The 14,480-nt window shown below is 56.7% G+C and carries 16 protein-coding genes; 11 read left to right on the top strand and 5 right to left on the bottom strand.

The window, feature by feature from the left end:
* The first annotated feature begins 3 nt into the window (after positions 1 to 3).
* From ACO0LO_RS21260 to ACO0LO_RS21245, 4 genes are all read left to right on the top strand, one after another.
* Positions 4 to 315 carry a DUF2818 family protein gene (locus ACO0LO_RS21260; protein ID WP_422967144.1) on the top strand — a complete coding sequence of 104 codons (312 nt, stop codon included), beginning with the start codon at positions 4 to 6 and terminating at the stop codon, positions 313 to 315.
* Positions 308 to 883 (top strand): NUDIX domain-containing protein, encoded by a 576-nt coding sequence (locus ACO0LO_RS21255; RefSeq protein ID WP_422967142.1) that lies wholly within the window; start codon positions 308 to 310, stop codon positions 881 to 883. The genes ACO0LO_RS21260 and ACO0LO_RS21255 overlap by 8 nt, the downstream gene beginning before the upstream one ends.
* Before the next feature lie 154 nt (positions 884 to 1,037).
* Complete coding sequence (locus ACO0LO_RS21250) at positions 1,038 to 1,817, top strand: DUF6597 domain-containing transcriptional factor (protein WP_422967140.1); 780 nt, start codon at positions 1,038 to 1,040, stop codon at positions 1,815 to 1,817.
* 85 nt (positions 1,818 to 1,902) lie between these two features.
* Complete coding sequence (locus ACO0LO_RS21245) at positions 1,903 to 2,268, top strand: VOC family protein (RefSeq protein WP_422967138.1); 366 nt, start codon at positions 1,903 to 1,905, stop codon at positions 2,266 to 2,268.
* A 90-nt stretch (positions 2,269 to 2,358) separates the two neighbouring features.
* Here the strand turns inward: ACO0LO_RS21245 and ACO0LO_RS21240 are convergent, their stop codons facing one another.
* On the bottom strand, positions 2,359 to 3,981 hold the full coding sequence (locus ACO0LO_RS21240; protein WP_422967482.1) for an electron transfer flavoprotein-ubiquinone oxidoreductase: 1,623 nt from the start codon (positions 3,979 to 3,981) through the stop codon (positions 2,359 to 2,361).
* 383 nt (positions 3,982 to 4,364) lie between these two features.
* Between ACO0LO_RS21240 and ACO0LO_RS21235 the strand changes: the two genes are divergently transcribed.
* Entirely contained in the window at positions 4,365 to 5,141 is a 777-nt protein-coding gene (locus ACO0LO_RS21235; protein WP_188565817.1) for an SDR family oxidoreductase, read from the top strand.
* Positions 5,138 to 5,602: an acyl-CoA thioesterase gene (locus tag ACO0LO_RS21230; protein ID WP_422967136.1), complete on the top strand. Its 465-nt coding sequence runs from the start codon at positions 5,138 to 5,140 to the stop codon at positions 5,600 to 5,602. The genes ACO0LO_RS21235 and ACO0LO_RS21230 overlap by 4 nt, the downstream gene beginning before the upstream one ends.
* A 49-nt stretch (positions 5,603 to 5,651) precedes the next feature.
* Here the strand turns inward: ACO0LO_RS21230 and ACO0LO_RS21225 are convergent, their stop codons facing one another.
* On the bottom strand, positions 5,652 to 6,212 hold the full coding sequence (locus tag ACO0LO_RS21225) for a LuxR C-terminal-related transcriptional regulator (protein ID WP_394780694.1): 561 nt from the start codon (positions 6,210 to 6,212) through the stop codon (positions 5,652 to 5,654).
* A 203-nt stretch (positions 6,213 to 6,415) separates the two neighbouring features.
* Here ACO0LO_RS21225 and ACO0LO_RS21220 point away from each other — a divergent pair, with 203 nt between their 5' ends.
* Both ACO0LO_RS21220 and ACO0LO_RS21215 read left to right on the top strand, forming a co-directional pair.
* Positions 6,416 to 7,114 (top strand): CoA transferase subunit A, encoded by a 699-nt coding sequence (locus ACO0LO_RS21220; RefSeq protein ID WP_422967133.1) that lies wholly within the window; start codon positions 6,416 to 6,418, stop codon positions 7,112 to 7,114.
* 21 nt (positions 7,115 to 7,135) lie between these two features.
* Positions 7,136 to 7,777, top strand: coding sequence for a CoA transferase subunit B (locus tag ACO0LO_RS21215; RefSeq protein ID WP_422967132.1), 642 nt, complete (start codon positions 7,136 to 7,138; stop codon positions 7,775 to 7,777).
* A 91-nt stretch (positions 7,778 to 7,868) separates the two neighbouring features.
* Here the strand turns inward: ACO0LO_RS21215 and ACO0LO_RS21210 are convergent, their stop codons facing one another.
* Both ACO0LO_RS21210 and ACO0LO_RS21205 read right to left on the bottom strand, forming a co-directional pair.
* Positions 7,869 to 8,435: a DUF3617 domain-containing protein gene (locus tag ACO0LO_RS21210; protein WP_422967130.1), complete on the bottom strand. Its 567-nt coding sequence runs from the start codon at positions 8,433 to 8,435 to the stop codon at positions 7,869 to 7,871.
* Positions 8,436 to 8,554: 119 nt separating this feature from the next.
* The gene (locus ACO0LO_RS21205) at positions 8,555 to 9,349 is read right to left on the bottom strand and encodes a 3-hydroxybutyrate dehydrogenase (protein WP_422967128.1); all 795 of its coding nucleotides are present in this window, start codon (positions 9,347 to 9,349) and stop codon (positions 8,555 to 8,557) included.
* Positions 9,350 to 9,614: 265 nt separating this feature from the next.
* Between ACO0LO_RS21205 and ACO0LO_RS21200 the strand changes: the two genes are divergently transcribed.
* The 3 genes from ACO0LO_RS21200 (at position 9,615) to ACO0LO_RS21190 (ending at position 13,172) form a co-directional block, all read left to right on the top strand.
* On the top strand, positions 9,615 to 10,478 hold the full coding sequence (locus tag ACO0LO_RS21200; RefSeq protein WP_422967127.1) for an alpha/beta fold hydrolase: 864 nt from the start codon (positions 9,615 to 9,617) through the stop codon (positions 10,476 to 10,478).
* A gap of 101 nt (positions 10,479 to 10,579) precedes the next feature.
* Positions 10,580 to 10,930 (top strand): RidA family protein, encoded by a 351-nt coding sequence (locus ACO0LO_RS21195; RefSeq protein WP_422967125.1) that lies wholly within the window; start codon positions 10,580 to 10,582, stop codon positions 10,928 to 10,930.
* Between the two features lie 4 nt (positions 10,931 to 10,934).
* Positions 10,935 to 13,172, top strand: coding sequence for a RelA/SpoT family protein (locus ACO0LO_RS21190; RefSeq protein WP_422967123.1), 2,238 nt, complete (start codon positions 10,935 to 10,937; stop codon positions 13,170 to 13,172).
* A 160-nt stretch (positions 13,173 to 13,332) separates the two neighbouring features.
* Here ACO0LO_RS21190 and ACO0LO_RS21185 read toward each other — a convergent pair whose 3' ends face one another.
* Entirely contained in the window at positions 13,333 to 14,298 is a 966-nt protein-coding gene (locus ACO0LO_RS21185) for a cation diffusion facilitator family transporter (protein WP_422967121.1), read from the bottom strand.
* Positions 14,299 to 14,480: the final 182 nt, after the last annotated feature.

Below are 14,480 nucleotides of genomic sequence, written 5' to 3'. Positions count from 1 at the left end.
TCTGTGGATGTCTCGCTTTCCAGCTGGCTGGTCATACTGTTGGCGGTGCTGGCCGCCAATCTTCCTTTCTTCAATGAACGCCTGTTCGCGCTAGCCCCGGTCAGCAAGTTTGCCGGGGACAAGCCACTGTGGATGAGGCTGATTGAACTGATCGTGCTGTACTTCATCGTCGGGGCCATAGCGTTCGCACTGGAAGCCAGCGCGGGTAACCGTTTCGAACAGGGCTGGGAATTCTATGCAATCACCGGCTGCCTGTTCATCGTGCTGTCCTTCCCCGGTTTTGTCGTCCGCTACCTGAAAAAACACCATGGATAAGCTGGACCTGAGTGCTTCTGCAAATCCTCATTTGGCGGAAATGCGTCAGGACGGCAAGCTGGTGTATAGCGGCAAGTTCCTGAAAATGCAGCAGGACAGCGTGCTACTGCCGGATGGCAAGTCCACGCTGCGGGAATATATCAAGCACCCCGGAGCGGTCGTCATCCTGCCGGTGTTTGACGACGGCACCGTGTTGATGGAGCGCCAGTACCGTTATCCTCTGGACCAGGTATTCATCGAATTCCCGGCCGGTAAAATTGATCAGGGCGAAGAAGCATTGGCTACCGCCAAGCGTGAACTGCTGGAGGAGACCGGCTACACGGCGACCGACTGGCGCTATCTATGCACCATTCATAATGCGATTGCCTATTCGGATGAGCACCTGGATATTTTCCTGGCGCGCGGCCTGACGGCAGGGCAGGCTGAACTGGACGACGGTGAATTCCTGGAAACCTTCAAAGCACCCGTAGCCGATTTGCTGGAATGGGTAAAGAGCGGCAAGATCACCGACGTAAAAACCGTTATCGGCAGCTTCTGGCTGGAAAAAATCCTGGACGGCAAGTGGTAGCAGGCTGTTAGCGCCTGTCCTCATCTGCAGAGTCCTACCCTTCGGAAAATTCACGTTCCTTTCCGCCGCGCAGGCCGCTGCGGAAGCATGCTTTTTCATGGAGCGGCTTGCGGTAAAATCTCTGTATCGCAACACATCCTCACTGTAAATCGCCATGATTCTGTATCAGGAATATTCTCCCCGGCCGGCCTTGAGTGCCTTCGTCGAGTGTCTGTGGACATGCAGTGTGGGCAAAGACATGCCAGCCTGCTCACACAAGGTGCTGCCCGATAACGGCATTGATATCCTGTGGCAGGACTGCAATCCGGGCGGCTTTGCAGTCGGTATGATGACGTCTTCCAGCGTGGTTACCATGGAATCACCACTCAGGACGATAGCTGTTCGCTTCAAGCCAGGATGCGCGGCGTATTTCTTTCTTGCCCCGCTTAGCGAGCTGACCGATGAACGCGCCGATATAGGCAACCTCTGGGACCGGGGGCTGGATCGGCAGATAGCCGATGCGCTGTGGGCTCGCCCCATCACGATCCGTGAACAACTGGACGTCATTGAGCACCATTTATTACAGCGCCTCGCCATATCGGGGAAACCGCAAGCGCGCGGGTTGGTGGCGCATGCCGTTGCGCAGATAGAATCCGCTGGCGGCTTGCTGAAGATAGAGTCGCTGGCGGATGCCGTCGGCGTATCGCGTCAGCATCTGGCAACACAGTTCCGTGCGCGCGTCGGTATTCCCGCCAAGACCTTTGCCCGCATCTGCCGCTTCCGCCGCACGATGGAAGATATCCGTGCTACTCATGCGCCGGCACGGAAAATTGACTGGGCACAGCTGGCGCTGGATCGTGGATATTTCGACCAGCCTCACTTGATCCATGAGTTCCGTGCATTTTCCGGCAGTTCACCCGATGCTTTTGCTGCGGAATTGTCAATCCGCACCTGATCGCACCTGATGCCTTCCATTTTTACAATACAGCACGGCCGGACACTGGCAATATCACAGACTCTTCCATTGAAAGGAATTATTCATGATACTCGGACTACGTACAGTGAAGTATCCAGTTGCCGACCTGGCGCAGGCCAAGGCTTGGTATAGCGAGGTATTCGGCTGCACCCCTTATTTTGATGCGCCATATTATGTAGGTTTTGTAATTGGCGGTTTTGAACTGGGGCTGGTGCCGGATGGCGAACCCGGTGTGCAGGGCTGCAGCGCGTACTGGGGGGTGGAAAGCCTGGACGATGAGGTAAGCCGGATCGTCGGGCTGGGCGCAACGCTACATGAGGCTGTTCAGGATGTAGGCGAAGATATCCGCGTGGCGGAACTCAAAGACCCGTTTGGCAACGTGCTCGGGCTGATCGAAAACCCGCATTTCGATCGTGAAGCCGTCCGCTAGCATTGCTACGCAGAATGGCAAGACGAAAAAAAGCCGCTATGAAGCGGCTTTTTTGCATGCAGTGCAGGATAAGCGAAGACGACTATTCGCTTACATATTCGGATAGTTTGGCCCACCGCCGCCTTCCGGCGTTACCCACACGATATTCTGCGTAGGGTCCTTGATGTCGCAGGTTTTGCAGTGCACGCAGTTTTGTGCATTGATCTGCAGGCGGTCCGCGCCTGCATCCGTTTTCACAAATTCATACACACCGGCGGGGCAGTAGCGTGATTCCGGGCCGGCATACTGTTCCAGGTTGATACCCACCGGCACGCTTGGGTCTTTTAGCGTCAGGTGGATGGGCTGGTCTTCCGCATGGTTAGTATTGGAGATGAATACCGATGACAGACGGTCGAAGGTCAGTTTATTGTCTGGCTTCGGATAGACAATAGGCTTGAACTGCGATGCAGGTTTCAGTGCTTCGTGGTCGGCCTTGCTGTGATGCAGCGTCCACGGCGCTTTGCCGCGCAACAGCACCTGGTCCATCCAGACCAGCGGCGAACCGTAGGTACCTTTTTTCAGCAGTGGCTTGACGTTGCGCGCAATGTGCAATTCTTCATGCAGCCACGACTGTTCGAAAGCCTGCGTGTATGCAGTCAGCTCGTCGTGCTGGCGGTCGGCGCCCAATGCATCGAACGCCGCTTCAGCAGCCTGCATGCCGGTCTTGATCGCGGCATGGCTGCCCTTGATGCGGCTCATGTTCAGGAAGCCTGCATCGCAGCCTATCAGCGCGCCGCCGGGGAAAGTCAGTTTGGGCAGCGATTGCAGGCCACCGGCCGTGATCGCGCGCGCACCGTAGGAAATGCGTTTGCCGCCTTCAAAGAAAGTACGGATTTCAGGATGCGTCTTGAAGCGCTGGAATTCTTCGTACGGAGACAGATAAGGGTTTTCATACGCGAGGCCGACCACGTAGCCGACCGCCACCTGGTTGTTCTCCAGATGGTACAGGAAGGAGCCGCTGTACTGGTCCATCAGCGGCCAACCTGTCGTGTGGATCACCAGGCCGGGCTTGTGCTGCTTGGGATCGATCTCCCACAGTTCCTTGATGCCTATACCGTAGGATTGCGGGTCCTTGCCCTTGTTCAGGTCGTATTTTGCCATCAGCTGCTTGCCGAGGTGGCCGCGCGAGCCTTCCGCGAACAGCGTGTACTTGGCATGCAGTTCCATGCCGAGTTGAAAGGCGTCCGACGGCTCGCCGTGACGGTTCACGCCCATATTGCCGGTGGCAACGCCGCGCACCGAACCGTTTTCGTTATACAGGATTTCAGCCGCCGGGAAGCCGGGAAATACTTCCACGCCCAGCGCTTCAGCCTGCTGGCCCAGCCAGCGGGTGACGTTGGCCAGCGACACGATATAGTTGCCGTGATTTTCAAAGCAGGCCGGCAGCATCCAGTTCGGCGTTTTATACGCCTTGGTTTCGGTCAGCACCAGTACGCGGTCTTCCGTGACTTCGGTATTCAGCGGAGCGCCCAGCTCTTTCCAGTTGGGAAATAATTCTGTCAAAGCCTTGGGGTCCATGACGGCTCCGGACAGGATGTGCGCGCCGACTTCGCCGCCTTTTTCCAGGACGCAGACAGAAACCTCTTTTCCTTTTTCGGCCGCCAGCTGTTTCAGCTTGATCGCTGCGGACAGACCGGCAGGGCCGCCGCCAACGATAACGACGTCATACTCCATTGCGTCGCGCGGGCCGTATTGTTCTATGAGGCTTTGTGTCATGGCTATAGTCGCTTTCTAATAATTTTCGAACGAACGTGCTTATTTGCTGTCAGCATGGTATATGCTGTGACTTTATTTCGCAAGCGGGCGCCTGCCTGCTGTCTCTTCCGTCCCTCAGGAAAAACTTTTAGGATTATCGCAGAGCGGTGCCCGGCATGCAGCAATTTCATGCCGCATACGCCTGCGCGACCGTAAAAAATACGGCCAATCCCCCGAATTTGTGAAACATAGTCAGGATCTGTATGTCATCATAGCGGCACGTTTAGATGACCGGGTCGCGACCGGGTCGCAGCAGGTTTTTAGAGTAGTGGAATCATTCAAATAATAAGCCGGAGAAACAGATGGGTATTGAAGTTAATTTTGAAGGAAAAATTGCACTGGTAACGGGGGCATCCAGCGGCCTGGGTGCGCGCTTTGCAAAGGTGCTGGCACAGGCCGGCGCACAGGTTGTGCTGGCGTCGCGCCGCATCGACCGCCTGAAGGAGCTGCGTGCCGAGATTGAAGCTGAAGGCGGTGCCGCCCATGTAGTGACGCTGGACGTCACCGACTATGCCAGTATCAAATCTGCGATTGCGCATGCCGAGACAGAAGCCGGCCCGATCGATATTCTGATCAATAATTCCGGCGTCTCCACGACGCAGAGATTGATTGATGTCACACCGGAAGATTATTCGTATGTGATGGACACCAACCAGCGCGGCGCTTTTTTTGTCGCGCAGGAAACCGCAAAACGTATGATCGCGCGCTACAAGGGCGACCCCAAGAAGCAGCACCGCATCATCAACATTGCCTCGGTTGCCGGTTTGCGCGTATTGCCCCAGATAGGCATCTATTGCGTCAGCAAGGCCGCGGTTGTGCACATGACCAAATCGATGGCAGTCGAATGGGGCAAATACGGCATCAACGTCAATGCAATCTGCCCTGGCTATATCTCCACGGAAATCAATGCCGAGCATTTCGCCACCGAGCAGGGCCAGAAACTGATCGACATGCTGCCGCGCAAACGCGTCGGCAACCCGGAAGACCTGGATGGCCTGCTGTTGCTGCTGGCGGCGGAAGAATCGCGCTTCCTGAACGGCGCCATCGTTACTGCTGACGACGGCATGAGCGCGCAATGACCCAGGCACCGGCAACCGAAACCAAAGTGACGGAAAAAAAGCTGGTGTACACCGTCACCATCCCCATCCGCTGGGGCGACATGGATGCGATGGGCCATGTCAACAATACCGTCTATTTTCGCTTCATGGAACAGGCCCGCATAGAGTGGCTGTCCATGCTTGCCTGCCTGCCGGACGAGAACGGCAACGGGCCCGTCATCGTCAATGCCCATTGCACGTTCAAGAAGCCGCTGAAGTATCCGGACCAGGTGGAAGTCTGCACCTATATCGGCACGGCGGGCCGCAGCAGTTTCGAGACGATACAGGAAATGCGCAGCGTCAATAATAACTATGCCATCTATGCCGAAGGCGGCGCCAAGGTGGTGTGGGTGGACGCCAAGACGGAAAAATCCGCGCCCTTGCCGGATGAAATCCGCCAGAAACTGACGGAACTAAAGGCGGAAAACAAAAAAAAGAAGTAAGGCGTGCCGCCCCGACGCCAGGGCAGCCGCCGGGTCGCCGATAGGCGGTCTAGCGGATTATTCCCAGCAGTTTGTGCACCAGTTCGCTGGAAGTCGCTGCGCTGAATTTTCGCATCAGCTTGGCGCGGTGCATCTCCACGGTGCGAGGGCTCAGCCCGATCTGGCGGGCGATCAGCTTGCTGGTCTTGCCGTCCACCAGCAACGCAGCGATCTCCCGTTCGCGCGGCGTCAGCTCCGCTGTAACCGGCCTTTTGGAACTCAGGTCTTCAAACGTCCAGATGCCTTCCGCATGCGCGTCTTCCTTATGCAGGCCGCGGCCGGAAACATGGCACCAGAACAGTTCCTGGTTGGCCCGCTTCATGATCCGCTCATCCGAATAATAGCCCTTGGCATTCATGATGGGCGTGATGCGCGCGCCAGTGCGTTCAAACTCATCCGGGGTAGGGTACAGCACCAGGAAGGACTGGCCCAGTAGCTCTTCCTTGCGGTAGCCGAACATCCTGGCAAGGTCTTCATTGCAGGCCCTGATAATGCGGTTCTGGGAGACGCACATGCCGACGGGGGCAAACTGGAATATGGATTCGAAATCAATAGCCTGCGGTGCATTCATGTCGTCGTTGTTCCGGCGTGGTTGGCGTAGTTACCGCAAACTCGTGGAAGAAATCTCAGGTAGTTTTACGGTATTGCGCAGTATAGCGTAGCATCTTATCCTGTACGACAGATAAAATTGCCTTGTCACATCTGCCTTGCGCGGATACGGGAGGCAGGGGCAGATAGCTCCAGGAATTTCAACAATAATGAAAGGGGACAGGTATGAATAAAGTATATCCTGACGCTCAAGCAGCTCTGGCAGGCGTAGTCAAAGACGGCCAGACGATAGCGGTTGGCGGATTTGGACTCTGTGGCATTCCGGAAGCGCTGATCGCCGCGCTGCGGGATTCCGGTGTCGGCAACCTGACGGCGATCTCCAATAATGCCGGTGTCGATGGTTTTGGCCTGGGGCAATTGCTGACAACGCGCCAGATCAAGAAAATGATTTCTTCCTATGTGGGCGAAAACAAGGAGTTCGAGCGCCAGTACCTGGCCGGCGAATTGGAACTTGAGTTCACCCCGCAAGGCACGCTGGCGGAAAAGCTGCGCGCAGGCGGCGCGGGCATCCCGGCATTTTTCACCAAGACCGGCGTCGGCACCATCGTTGCCGACGGCAAGGAAATCCGCGAATTCGACGGCCATCAATATGTGATGGAGCGCGCGCTGGTATCCGACGTATCGCTGGTCAAGGCCTATAAGGCCGACAAGGCGGGCAACCTGGTCTATCGTAAGACTGCGCGTAACTTCAATCCTAACGTCGCCATGGCCGGCAAGATCACCGTAGCGGAAGTCGAAGTGTTGGTGGAAATCGGCGAACTCGATCCGGATGAAATCCATACGCCCGGTATTTTCGTGCAGCGCATTGTCGTCAACGCGAATCCGGAAAAACGCATAGAACAGCGCACTGTGCGCCCATCCTAATAAGAAGGCAGGAGACTCAACATGGCATGGAATCGTGATGAAATGGCCGCGCGCGCGGCAAAAGAACTGGAAGACGGCTTTTACGTCAACCTGGGCATAGGCTTGCCCACGCTGGTGGCCAACCACGTGCCGCAAGGCATGGACGTGTGGCTGCAATCGGAAAACGGCTTGCTCGGCATAGGTCCGTTTCCGACCGAAGACGAAGTCGATGCAGATATGATTAATGCCGGCAAGCAGACGGTGACCACCTTGCCCGGCTCGTCCATTTTCAGCTCGGCTGATTCGTTTGCGATGATACGCGGCGGGAAGATCAACCTGGCTATTCTCGGCGCCATGCAGGTCAGCGAAACCGGCGATCTGGCCAACTGGATGATCCCCGGCAAGATGGTTAAAGGCATGGGCGGCGCGATGGACCTGGTAGCCGGTGTAGGCCGCGTAGTAGTACTGATGGAGCACGTTGCCAAAGGCGATGCGCACAAGATACTGAAAAAATGCGACCTGCCGCTGACTGGCGTTGGCGTCGTGAACCGTATCGTGACGGACCTCGGCGTCATCGACGTAACGCCTGCCGGCCTGAAGCTGGTGGAACTGGCATCCGGCGTCAGCAAGGAAGAAATCGTGGCGAAAACCGAAGCTGCGTTGGACGTGAGTGCAGTAGCATGATGTAGGGCAGTTGCCTGCGTTGCGGCAACACCAAATGAAACGCCTGGCGAGTCCAGGCGTTTTTTTATGCGCAGCGTTTTTGCCGCGGAGCTTATTTTGCTGCCGGCGGCGCTGTCAGCGGTTGCACGTCGCCGCAACTGGCGCCCAGCCACTTACCCTTGCTTTCATGGTGCTGGTTGATGGGCATGTTGCGCGCGGTGCCTTTAAAGTCGTAGACGGAGGTAATGCTTTCCGGCGAGACAAAGGTGCTGCGTGTGCTGCCGGTGCCTTTAAAATCCGGGCTGTCGCAGGTAATGTCCATGGAATAGCCGCCGCTGCTTTTAACGAAATTGCGCGGCTGGCACATCGACTGTTCCTTCGACATGGCCGGCGGATGCTCGCTCTCTATCATTTCCTTGGTCAGGCACACCTTCTGCACCACGGTGTTGCCCTGGATCTGCGGCAGCTTGATGCCCATCTTGTTCATCTGCGCCAGCTGCTCGGGCGGCAGCTTGGCCATCTGGGCGGCCATCTGTGCTTGTGCAGGATCCATTTCCATCCGCATTTCCCACAAGCCCGGCTTGATGGTGCCTGCGGCGTGGCTGTATGCCGCCACGCACAGCAGGGGCAATGCCAGCATTGATAATTGAGTAATAGGGAAGGTTTTTGCTTGTTTCATGCCTGTCTCCTGATTCTGGAATCTTGTTCAGGCTTGTCAATATACAGCTTTCTGCATTCACTGCCTAATCGGATGGAGGACAGGAATACTGGTCCATGCCGGCATTTCCTGCGCGGAAGTTATTGCGCGACCCAGCCGCCATCCATGTTCCATGCCACGCCACGCACCTGATTGGCTGCCTCGCTGCAAAAGAACACCGCCAGGCCGCCCAGCTGTTCCGGCGTCACGAATTCGCCGGACGGCTGCTTTTCGGCCAGCAAGGCTTTTTTCGCTGCCTCGTTGGAGATGCTTTCCCGGGCGGCACGGTCATCCACCTGTTTTTGCACGAGAGGTGTCAGTACCCAGCCAGGGCAGATTGCATTGCACGTAATGCCGGTTTGCGCCGTTTCCAGTGCAGTGCTCTTGGTAAAACCGACCAGCCCATGCTTGGCTGCAACATACGCAGATTTTTGCGCCGAAGCCACCAGGCCGTGCGCAGAAGCGATGTTGATGATGCGGCCCCAGTTCCTGGCTTTCATGGCTGGCAAGGCCAGGCGCGTGGTATGGAAGGCGGATGTCAGATTGATTGCGATGATCGCATCCCATTTGTCGACAGGAAAGTCTTCGATGTTGGCAACGTACTGTATCCCGGCGTTATTGACCAGCACATCGACGCCACCGAATTTCTCGTCGGCAAATTTCATCAGTGCCTCGATTTCCGCAGGTTTGCTCATGTCCGCATTGTGGTAGGCGGTTTGTATGCCAAACTCGGCGGCGGTAGCGGCTTGCAGGGTATCGATTTCCTTGTTGTCGCCGAAACCGTTAAACAGGATGTTGGCGCCTTCTGCTGCCAGCGACCTGGCAATGCCCAGGCCTATGCCCGAGGTTGATCCTGTCACCAACGCTGTTTTACCCTTGAGTGTGTTGCCTGCCATGAAATCTCCTGAACGATATAATTTTGTTAAAAAACGGCTTATGTGAAAGACATCAATGATTTTAAGCGCAACGACCGGTAAAATGGCGGTACGGGGACGCTAGTAGAAATACTGGCTGGACGTCATTTTAAAAGTATCCTGGCGTGTATCCTGGCATTCACGCTGATTTCAGGATGATCATCCTAAGGTGTTGCCGTTACACCTGAGCTGTTTCGTTTGCAACAGCTTCCCGGCCATTGTGCAGCAGTATCCAGAAAGGTTTTCCATGCAAGTCCAGCGCAAATCGGTCCAATGTATTTCCCCTTCAGGATTGCACAAGCTTTCTTATAAGGAATGGGGCGATCCGCGCAATGCCAAAGTGCTGGTGTGCGTGCACGGACTGACCAGGGTGGCGGACGATTTTGATGCACTGGCGGCATCGCTGAGCGACTCCTACCGTGTGATCTGCCCGGATGTTGTCGGTCGTGGCCAGTCTGGCTGGCTGCGCAATGCGCAGCATTACCAGATCCCGCAGTATGTCAGCGACATGGTGACGCTGCTGGCGCGCGCAGATGCGGAAACGGTGGACTGGTTCGGCACCTCGATGGGTGGGTTGATCGGTATGGGCCTGGCGGCTTTGCCGGATACGCCTATCCGCAAGCTGGTGCTCAACGACGTCGGGCCGACCATCAATGCGGCTGCGATTGCGCGTATCGGCGAGTACCTGGGGCAGGACGTGCGCTTCGCCAGTTTTGAAGAAGGCGCCGCCTACATCAGGGCAATTTCGCTGTCCTTCGGCCCACATACCGATGCAGAGTGGAACAAGCTGGCTGCGGACGTACTGAAGCAGGATAGCAACGGCCAGTGGACGCGGCATTACGACCTGGGACTGGCAGCGCCGATCAAGGCGACCACGCCGGAAATGGCGGTTGCCGCGCAAGCTGCCTTGTGGGTTGCCTATGACGCAGTGCGCTGCGAGACGCTGCTCGTGCGCGGTAGCGAATCGGATTTGCTGAGTCCGGATGTAGCGCAGCAAATGACGCAGCGCGGGCCGAAAGCCCGGCTGGTGGAAATTGCCGGAGTAGGGCACGCACCCACTTTTCTGCATCAGGACCAGATACAGATTGCCAGGGATTTTTTACTGGCCTGAAGGGTTGGCGGATGCCTGCGGCAGCGGATTGGCATGATCCGTGCTCAGCGTTCGTGAAGGCAAGATAGACAGTACAGAGATAAAGAGAACATAAAGAAACTATGAACATACAGCGTTTACATGTAGGGCCGAGATTGTCGGAAGTGGCGATTTTTAACAAGACTGTCTATCTGGCCGGACAGATTGCCGAAGACACCGGCCAGGATTTTGCCGGCCAGACCCGCGAAGTGCTGGGTCACGTCGACCGCTTGCTGGCGGAAGCCGGCAGCGATAAAACGCAGATATTGATGTGCCAGATCTATATCACCGACACGGCCAATATGAAGATCATGAACGAAATATGGGATGCCTGGGTGCCGGCAGGTAATACGCCGCCTCGCGCGACGGTGCAGGCGCAACTGGTGCGGCCTGAACTGCTGATCGAAATCGTCGTTACTGCGGCACAGAAATAAATATATGGTATCAACATTGGCAATGGCCTCGCAGTCGCAGCTTCTGGAAGGCTTGTCGGAAGCGGAATGCGATCGTGTCCACGAGGCGCTGCAGTTTGTCGTCCCTTTATATGCGACAAAGCAGGTGGTTACGGAGCAAAATGCCTTGCAATTCGTCGAAGGCGTGGTGTCCACGCTGGCGATGCTGCGCACCGATGTCGATACCCGCATCGCCGGTCTGCTGTTTGAGCTGCCGGAGCTCGCACCTCTTGCCGCGGAACAGATAGAAGCCAAGTTTGGTCGCGAAATCGCCGACCTGGTATCCGGCATACGCCGCCTGATGCGCTTGCGCGAAGCAGCGCTGACGCAGCATGAATTCAGCCGCGGCAAAAACGCGGCGGAAAAGGCCTCTACGCAGATGGAAACGCTGCGCAAGATGGTCCTGGCAATGGCCACCGACATGCGCGTGGTGCTGGTGCGCCTGGCTTCGCGCGTGACAACCTTGCGTTTCTTTGCCGAAACCAAGCGCGCCGACGGCGCCGCCGCGCAGTATGCCAGCGAAACCATGGATCTGTATGCGCCGTTGGCCAACCGCCTCGGCGTCTGGCAACTGAAATGGGAGCTGGAGGATCTTTCCTTCCGCTTCCTGGAGCCGGAGCAGTACAAGCGCATCGCCAAGATGCTGGAAGAAAAGCGCCTGGAGCGCGAAAGCTTCGTCGTCTCTGCGATAGAGCGCCTGAACAAGGAACTGAAGATAGCCGGCATCAAGGCAGAAGTCAGCGGCCGACCCAAGCACATCTACAGCATCTGGAAGAAGATGAAGGGCAAGGATGTCAATTTTGACGAGTTGTACGATGTGCGCGCGTTCCGTGTCATCGTTGACGACATCAAGGATTGCTACACCGTTCTGGGCATCGTGCACAATGCGTGGACGCCCTTGCCGAAAGAGTTTGACGATTATATTTCCCGTCCGAAGCCGAATGGCTACAAGTCGTTGCATACGGTTGTCGTCGTGGAAGACGGCAGGCCGCTGGAAGTACAGATACGCACGCGTGAAATGCATCAATTTGCTGAATACGGCGTGGCCGCCCATTGGCGCTACAAGGAAAGCGGCGGCTCCAATTTCTCGGCGCAGGAATACGATGAAAAAATTGCCTGGCTGAGGCAACTGCTGGCATGGAAAACCGAAGTGGCCGACAGTGTTGTGGGGCAGGACCAGCTACAGCGCGAATGGGTGGAAAAGCTCAAGTCGGCCACGCTGGACGACCGCATCTATGTGCTGACGCCGCAGGCCAGGGTCATAGAACTGCCTTGCGGTTCCACGCCTGTCGATTTTGCCTACCATCTGCATACCGACGTCGGCCACCGCTGCCGCGGCGCGCGTGTCGATAATGTGATGGTGCCGCTGAATACGCCTTTGCAAAACGGCCAGACTGTGGAGATCATTACGATCAAAAGCGGCTCCAGCCAGACCGGCCCGTCGCGCGACTGGCTCAATGCCGATTATTCCGCCAGCACCCGTACGCGCACAAAAATCCGCGCCTGGTTCAACGCAATAGACCAGCAGGAAACCTTATCCAATGGCCGTGCACTGGTGGAAAAAACCTTGCAGCGCGAGGGCAAGACAGCGATCAACCTGGAAGAGCTGGCGCAAAGGCTGGGCTTCGGCGCGTTGGATGAGTTATTTCTGGCGGTAGGCAAAGATGAATTCAGCCTGCGCCAGATAGAGAACCTGCTACGTGATACTGGCGCAGAACCTGAGCCGGACGAACTCAGCATCACCAACAAGAGCCGCGCTTCCAGCGTCACGCAGGGTGCCAAATCCGGCGTGCTGGTGGTCGGTACCGAAGGCCTGATGACGCAGCTGGCGCGCTGCTGCAAACCGGCGCCGCCGGACGAAATCGTCGGCTTTGTCACGCGCGGCAAGGGTGTTTCCATCCATCGGCTGAGCTGCAAGAATTTCGCCGAGATGCGCAACAAGGCGCCGGAACGGGTAATCCAGACCACGTGGGGCGACCATACGCGGGAGACCGTTTATCCGGTGGATATCTTCGTGCTGGCGCAGGACAGGCAGGGTTTGCTGCGGGATATTTCCGAGGTGTTCTCTCGCGAAAAGATCAATGTCATCGGCGTCAATACGCAGAGCGCCAAGTCGCAGGCGCGCATGTCGTTCACTGCCGAGATAGGCGGCACGTCGCAACTGCAAAAGGCGTTGACAGTGATCAGCGAGGTCAGCGGGGTGATAGAGGTGCGCCGGCAATAGGCTGAGTCCACCAGAGTAGCCTGGATGCAGCGCAGCGCAATCCGGGTTGGCCCGCAAGGCGGGCATTCAGCCTGCGCTTACTGAGAGGGCGGTGGACCCCTCAGACTACGCTAGGCTGCATCCGGGCTATATGCCGCGGTTTTTTGGCGATAGTAATGTGCTACTGCTTTTCCACCAGCGAATGCACCCACTCTTCGTGGTCGTCCGCCATTTGCGGCGTCTCCGCCTGCAAGGTAATGTGGTCTATGCCATGGCTGGCCAGCAGCATGGCTTTGACATTGGCCAGTATTTCCGGCCACATATCCAGGTTGCGTATTTCCAGATGGCCTATCAGTGCCGGAAAACCCGGCGACATTTCCCATACATGCAGGTCATGCACGGACAGCACGCCGTCTATGGCTTTCAGGTCCTGGCCTACCTGCACATAGTCGATCTTGTCGGGTACGCCTTCCATCAGGAAGTGATAAGACTGCATCAGCACGCCGAAGGTCGATTTCAAAATCAGCAGCGACACGAAGATGGAGAGCAGCGGATCTATCTGCATCCAGCCGCTGAAGTAGATCACCGCGCCGGAAATAATGGCCGCGACCGAGCCCAGCAGATCGCCCATTACATGCACCAGGGCCGCCTTCGTATTGACGCTTTCCTGGTCATGCGACAGCACCCATGCAACGATGATGTTGATGACCAGGCCGATGGTGGCCACCAGCATCACGGAGCCGCCCTGCACAGTTTCCGGCTGGGACAGCCTTTGCAGGGCTTCATAGGCAATCCATCCGACAACCACCAGCATTGCCAGGCCATTGACGAAGGCGGCCAGCGCTTCCGCACGGCCAAAGCCAAAGGAGTTCTTTGAGGTGGGTGGGCGCTTGGCGATCATTTGCGCCAGCAGCGCCAGGCCAAGCGCTGCAGCGTCCGTGACCATGTGGCCGGCGTCTGAGATCAGCGCCAGCGAGTTGGACAGAAAGCCGAAAACGACTTCGACAACGGCAAAACCCAGCGTCAGCGCCAGCGCCCAGGCCAGCACTGCCTGGCTGCGATGTTCAAAGAAGTGCTGGTGCTTGGCGTCGCCGTGGCGATGCGCATGCAGTTCAGTGCTTTTGTCTGCAGAAGTTTTTGCGTGCATGAGAAATTAAATTGCTGGCGGGATCGAACGCTAGTGTATCCGTTTAATGTGAACGCCCGGTGAAAGCCCGTCAAAAAATATGCTTTTGCCATGCGTGATTTTTGCCGAAAAAACAGGCAAACAAGCGGCAAGCACTGGTGTGCGGTGAAGTTTTGCTAAATATTTCGTAAAAAATTGCCTAA

This window comes from Undibacterium sp. TJN25 (assembly GCF_049339885.1).
Lineage (GTDB): Bacteria > Pseudomonadota > Gammaproteobacteria > Burkholderiales > Burkholderiaceae_D > Undibacterium.
The sequence above is the reverse complement of the archived record's forward strand: the minus strand, read 5'-3'. Positions and strand labels throughout refer to the sequence as shown.

What these genes read in the sequence shown, in the direction of transcription:
- ACO0LO_RS21215 (WP_422967132.1), top strand. Translation starts at nt 7,136, where the DNA reads ATGGCATGGAATCGTGATGAAATGGCCGCGCGCGCGGCAAAAGAACTG.
- ACO0LO_RS21240 (WP_422967482.1), bottom strand. Translation starts at nt 3,981, where the DNA reads ATGGAGTATGACGTCGTTATCGTTGGCGGCGGCCCTGCCGGTCTGTCC.
- ACO0LO_RS21205 (WP_422967128.1), bottom strand. Translation starts at nt 9,349, where the DNA reads ATGGCAGGCAACACACTCAAGGGTAAAACAGCGTTGGTGACAGGATCA.
- ACO0LO_RS21195 (WP_422967125.1), top strand. Translation starts at nt 10,580, where the DNA reads ATGAACATACAGCGTTTACATGTAGGGCCGAGATTGTCGGAAGTGGCG.
- ACO0LO_RS21190 (WP_422967123.1), top strand. Translation starts at nt 10,935, where the DNA reads ATGGTATCAACATTGGCAATGGCCTCGCAGTCGCAGCTTCTGGAAGGC.
- ACO0LO_RS21255 (WP_422967142.1), top strand. Translation starts at nt 308, where the DNA reads ATGGATAAGCTGGACCTGAGTGCTTCTGCAAATCCTCATTTGGCGGAA.
- ACO0LO_RS21220 (WP_422967133.1), top strand. Translation starts at nt 6,416, where the DNA reads ATGAATAAAGTATATCCTGACGCTCAAGCAGCTCTGGCAGGCGTAGTC.
- ACO0LO_RS21245 (WP_422967138.1), top strand. Translation starts at nt 1,903, where the DNA reads ATGATACTCGGACTACGTACAGTGAAGTATCCAGTTGCCGACCTGGCG.
- ACO0LO_RS21200 (WP_422967127.1), top strand. Translation starts at nt 9,615, where the DNA reads ATGCAAGTCCAGCGCAAATCGGTCCAATGTATTTCCCCTTCAGGATTG.
- ACO0LO_RS21225 (WP_394780694.1), bottom strand. Translation starts at nt 6,212, where the DNA reads ATGAATGCACCGCAGGCTATTGATTTCGAATCCATATTCCAGTTTGCC.
- ACO0LO_RS21210 (WP_422967130.1), bottom strand. Translation starts at nt 8,435, where the DNA reads ATGAAACAAGCAAAAACCTTCCCTATTACTCAATTATCAATGCTGGCA.
- ACO0LO_RS21235 (WP_188565817.1), top strand. Translation starts at nt 4,365, where the DNA reads ATGGGTATTGAAGTTAATTTTGAAGGAAAAATTGCACTGGTAACGGGG.
- ACO0LO_RS21185 (WP_422967121.1), bottom strand. Translation starts at nt 14,298, where the DNA reads ATGCACGCAAAAACTTCTGCAGACAAAAGCACTGAACTGCATGCGCAT.
- ACO0LO_RS21230 (WP_422967136.1), top strand. Translation starts at nt 5,138, where the DNA reads ATGACCCAGGCACCGGCAACCGAAACCAAAGTGACGGAAAAAAAGCTG.
- ACO0LO_RS21250 (WP_422967140.1), top strand. Translation starts at nt 1,038, where the DNA reads ATGATTCTGTATCAGGAATATTCTCCCCGGCCGGCCTTGAGTGCCTTC.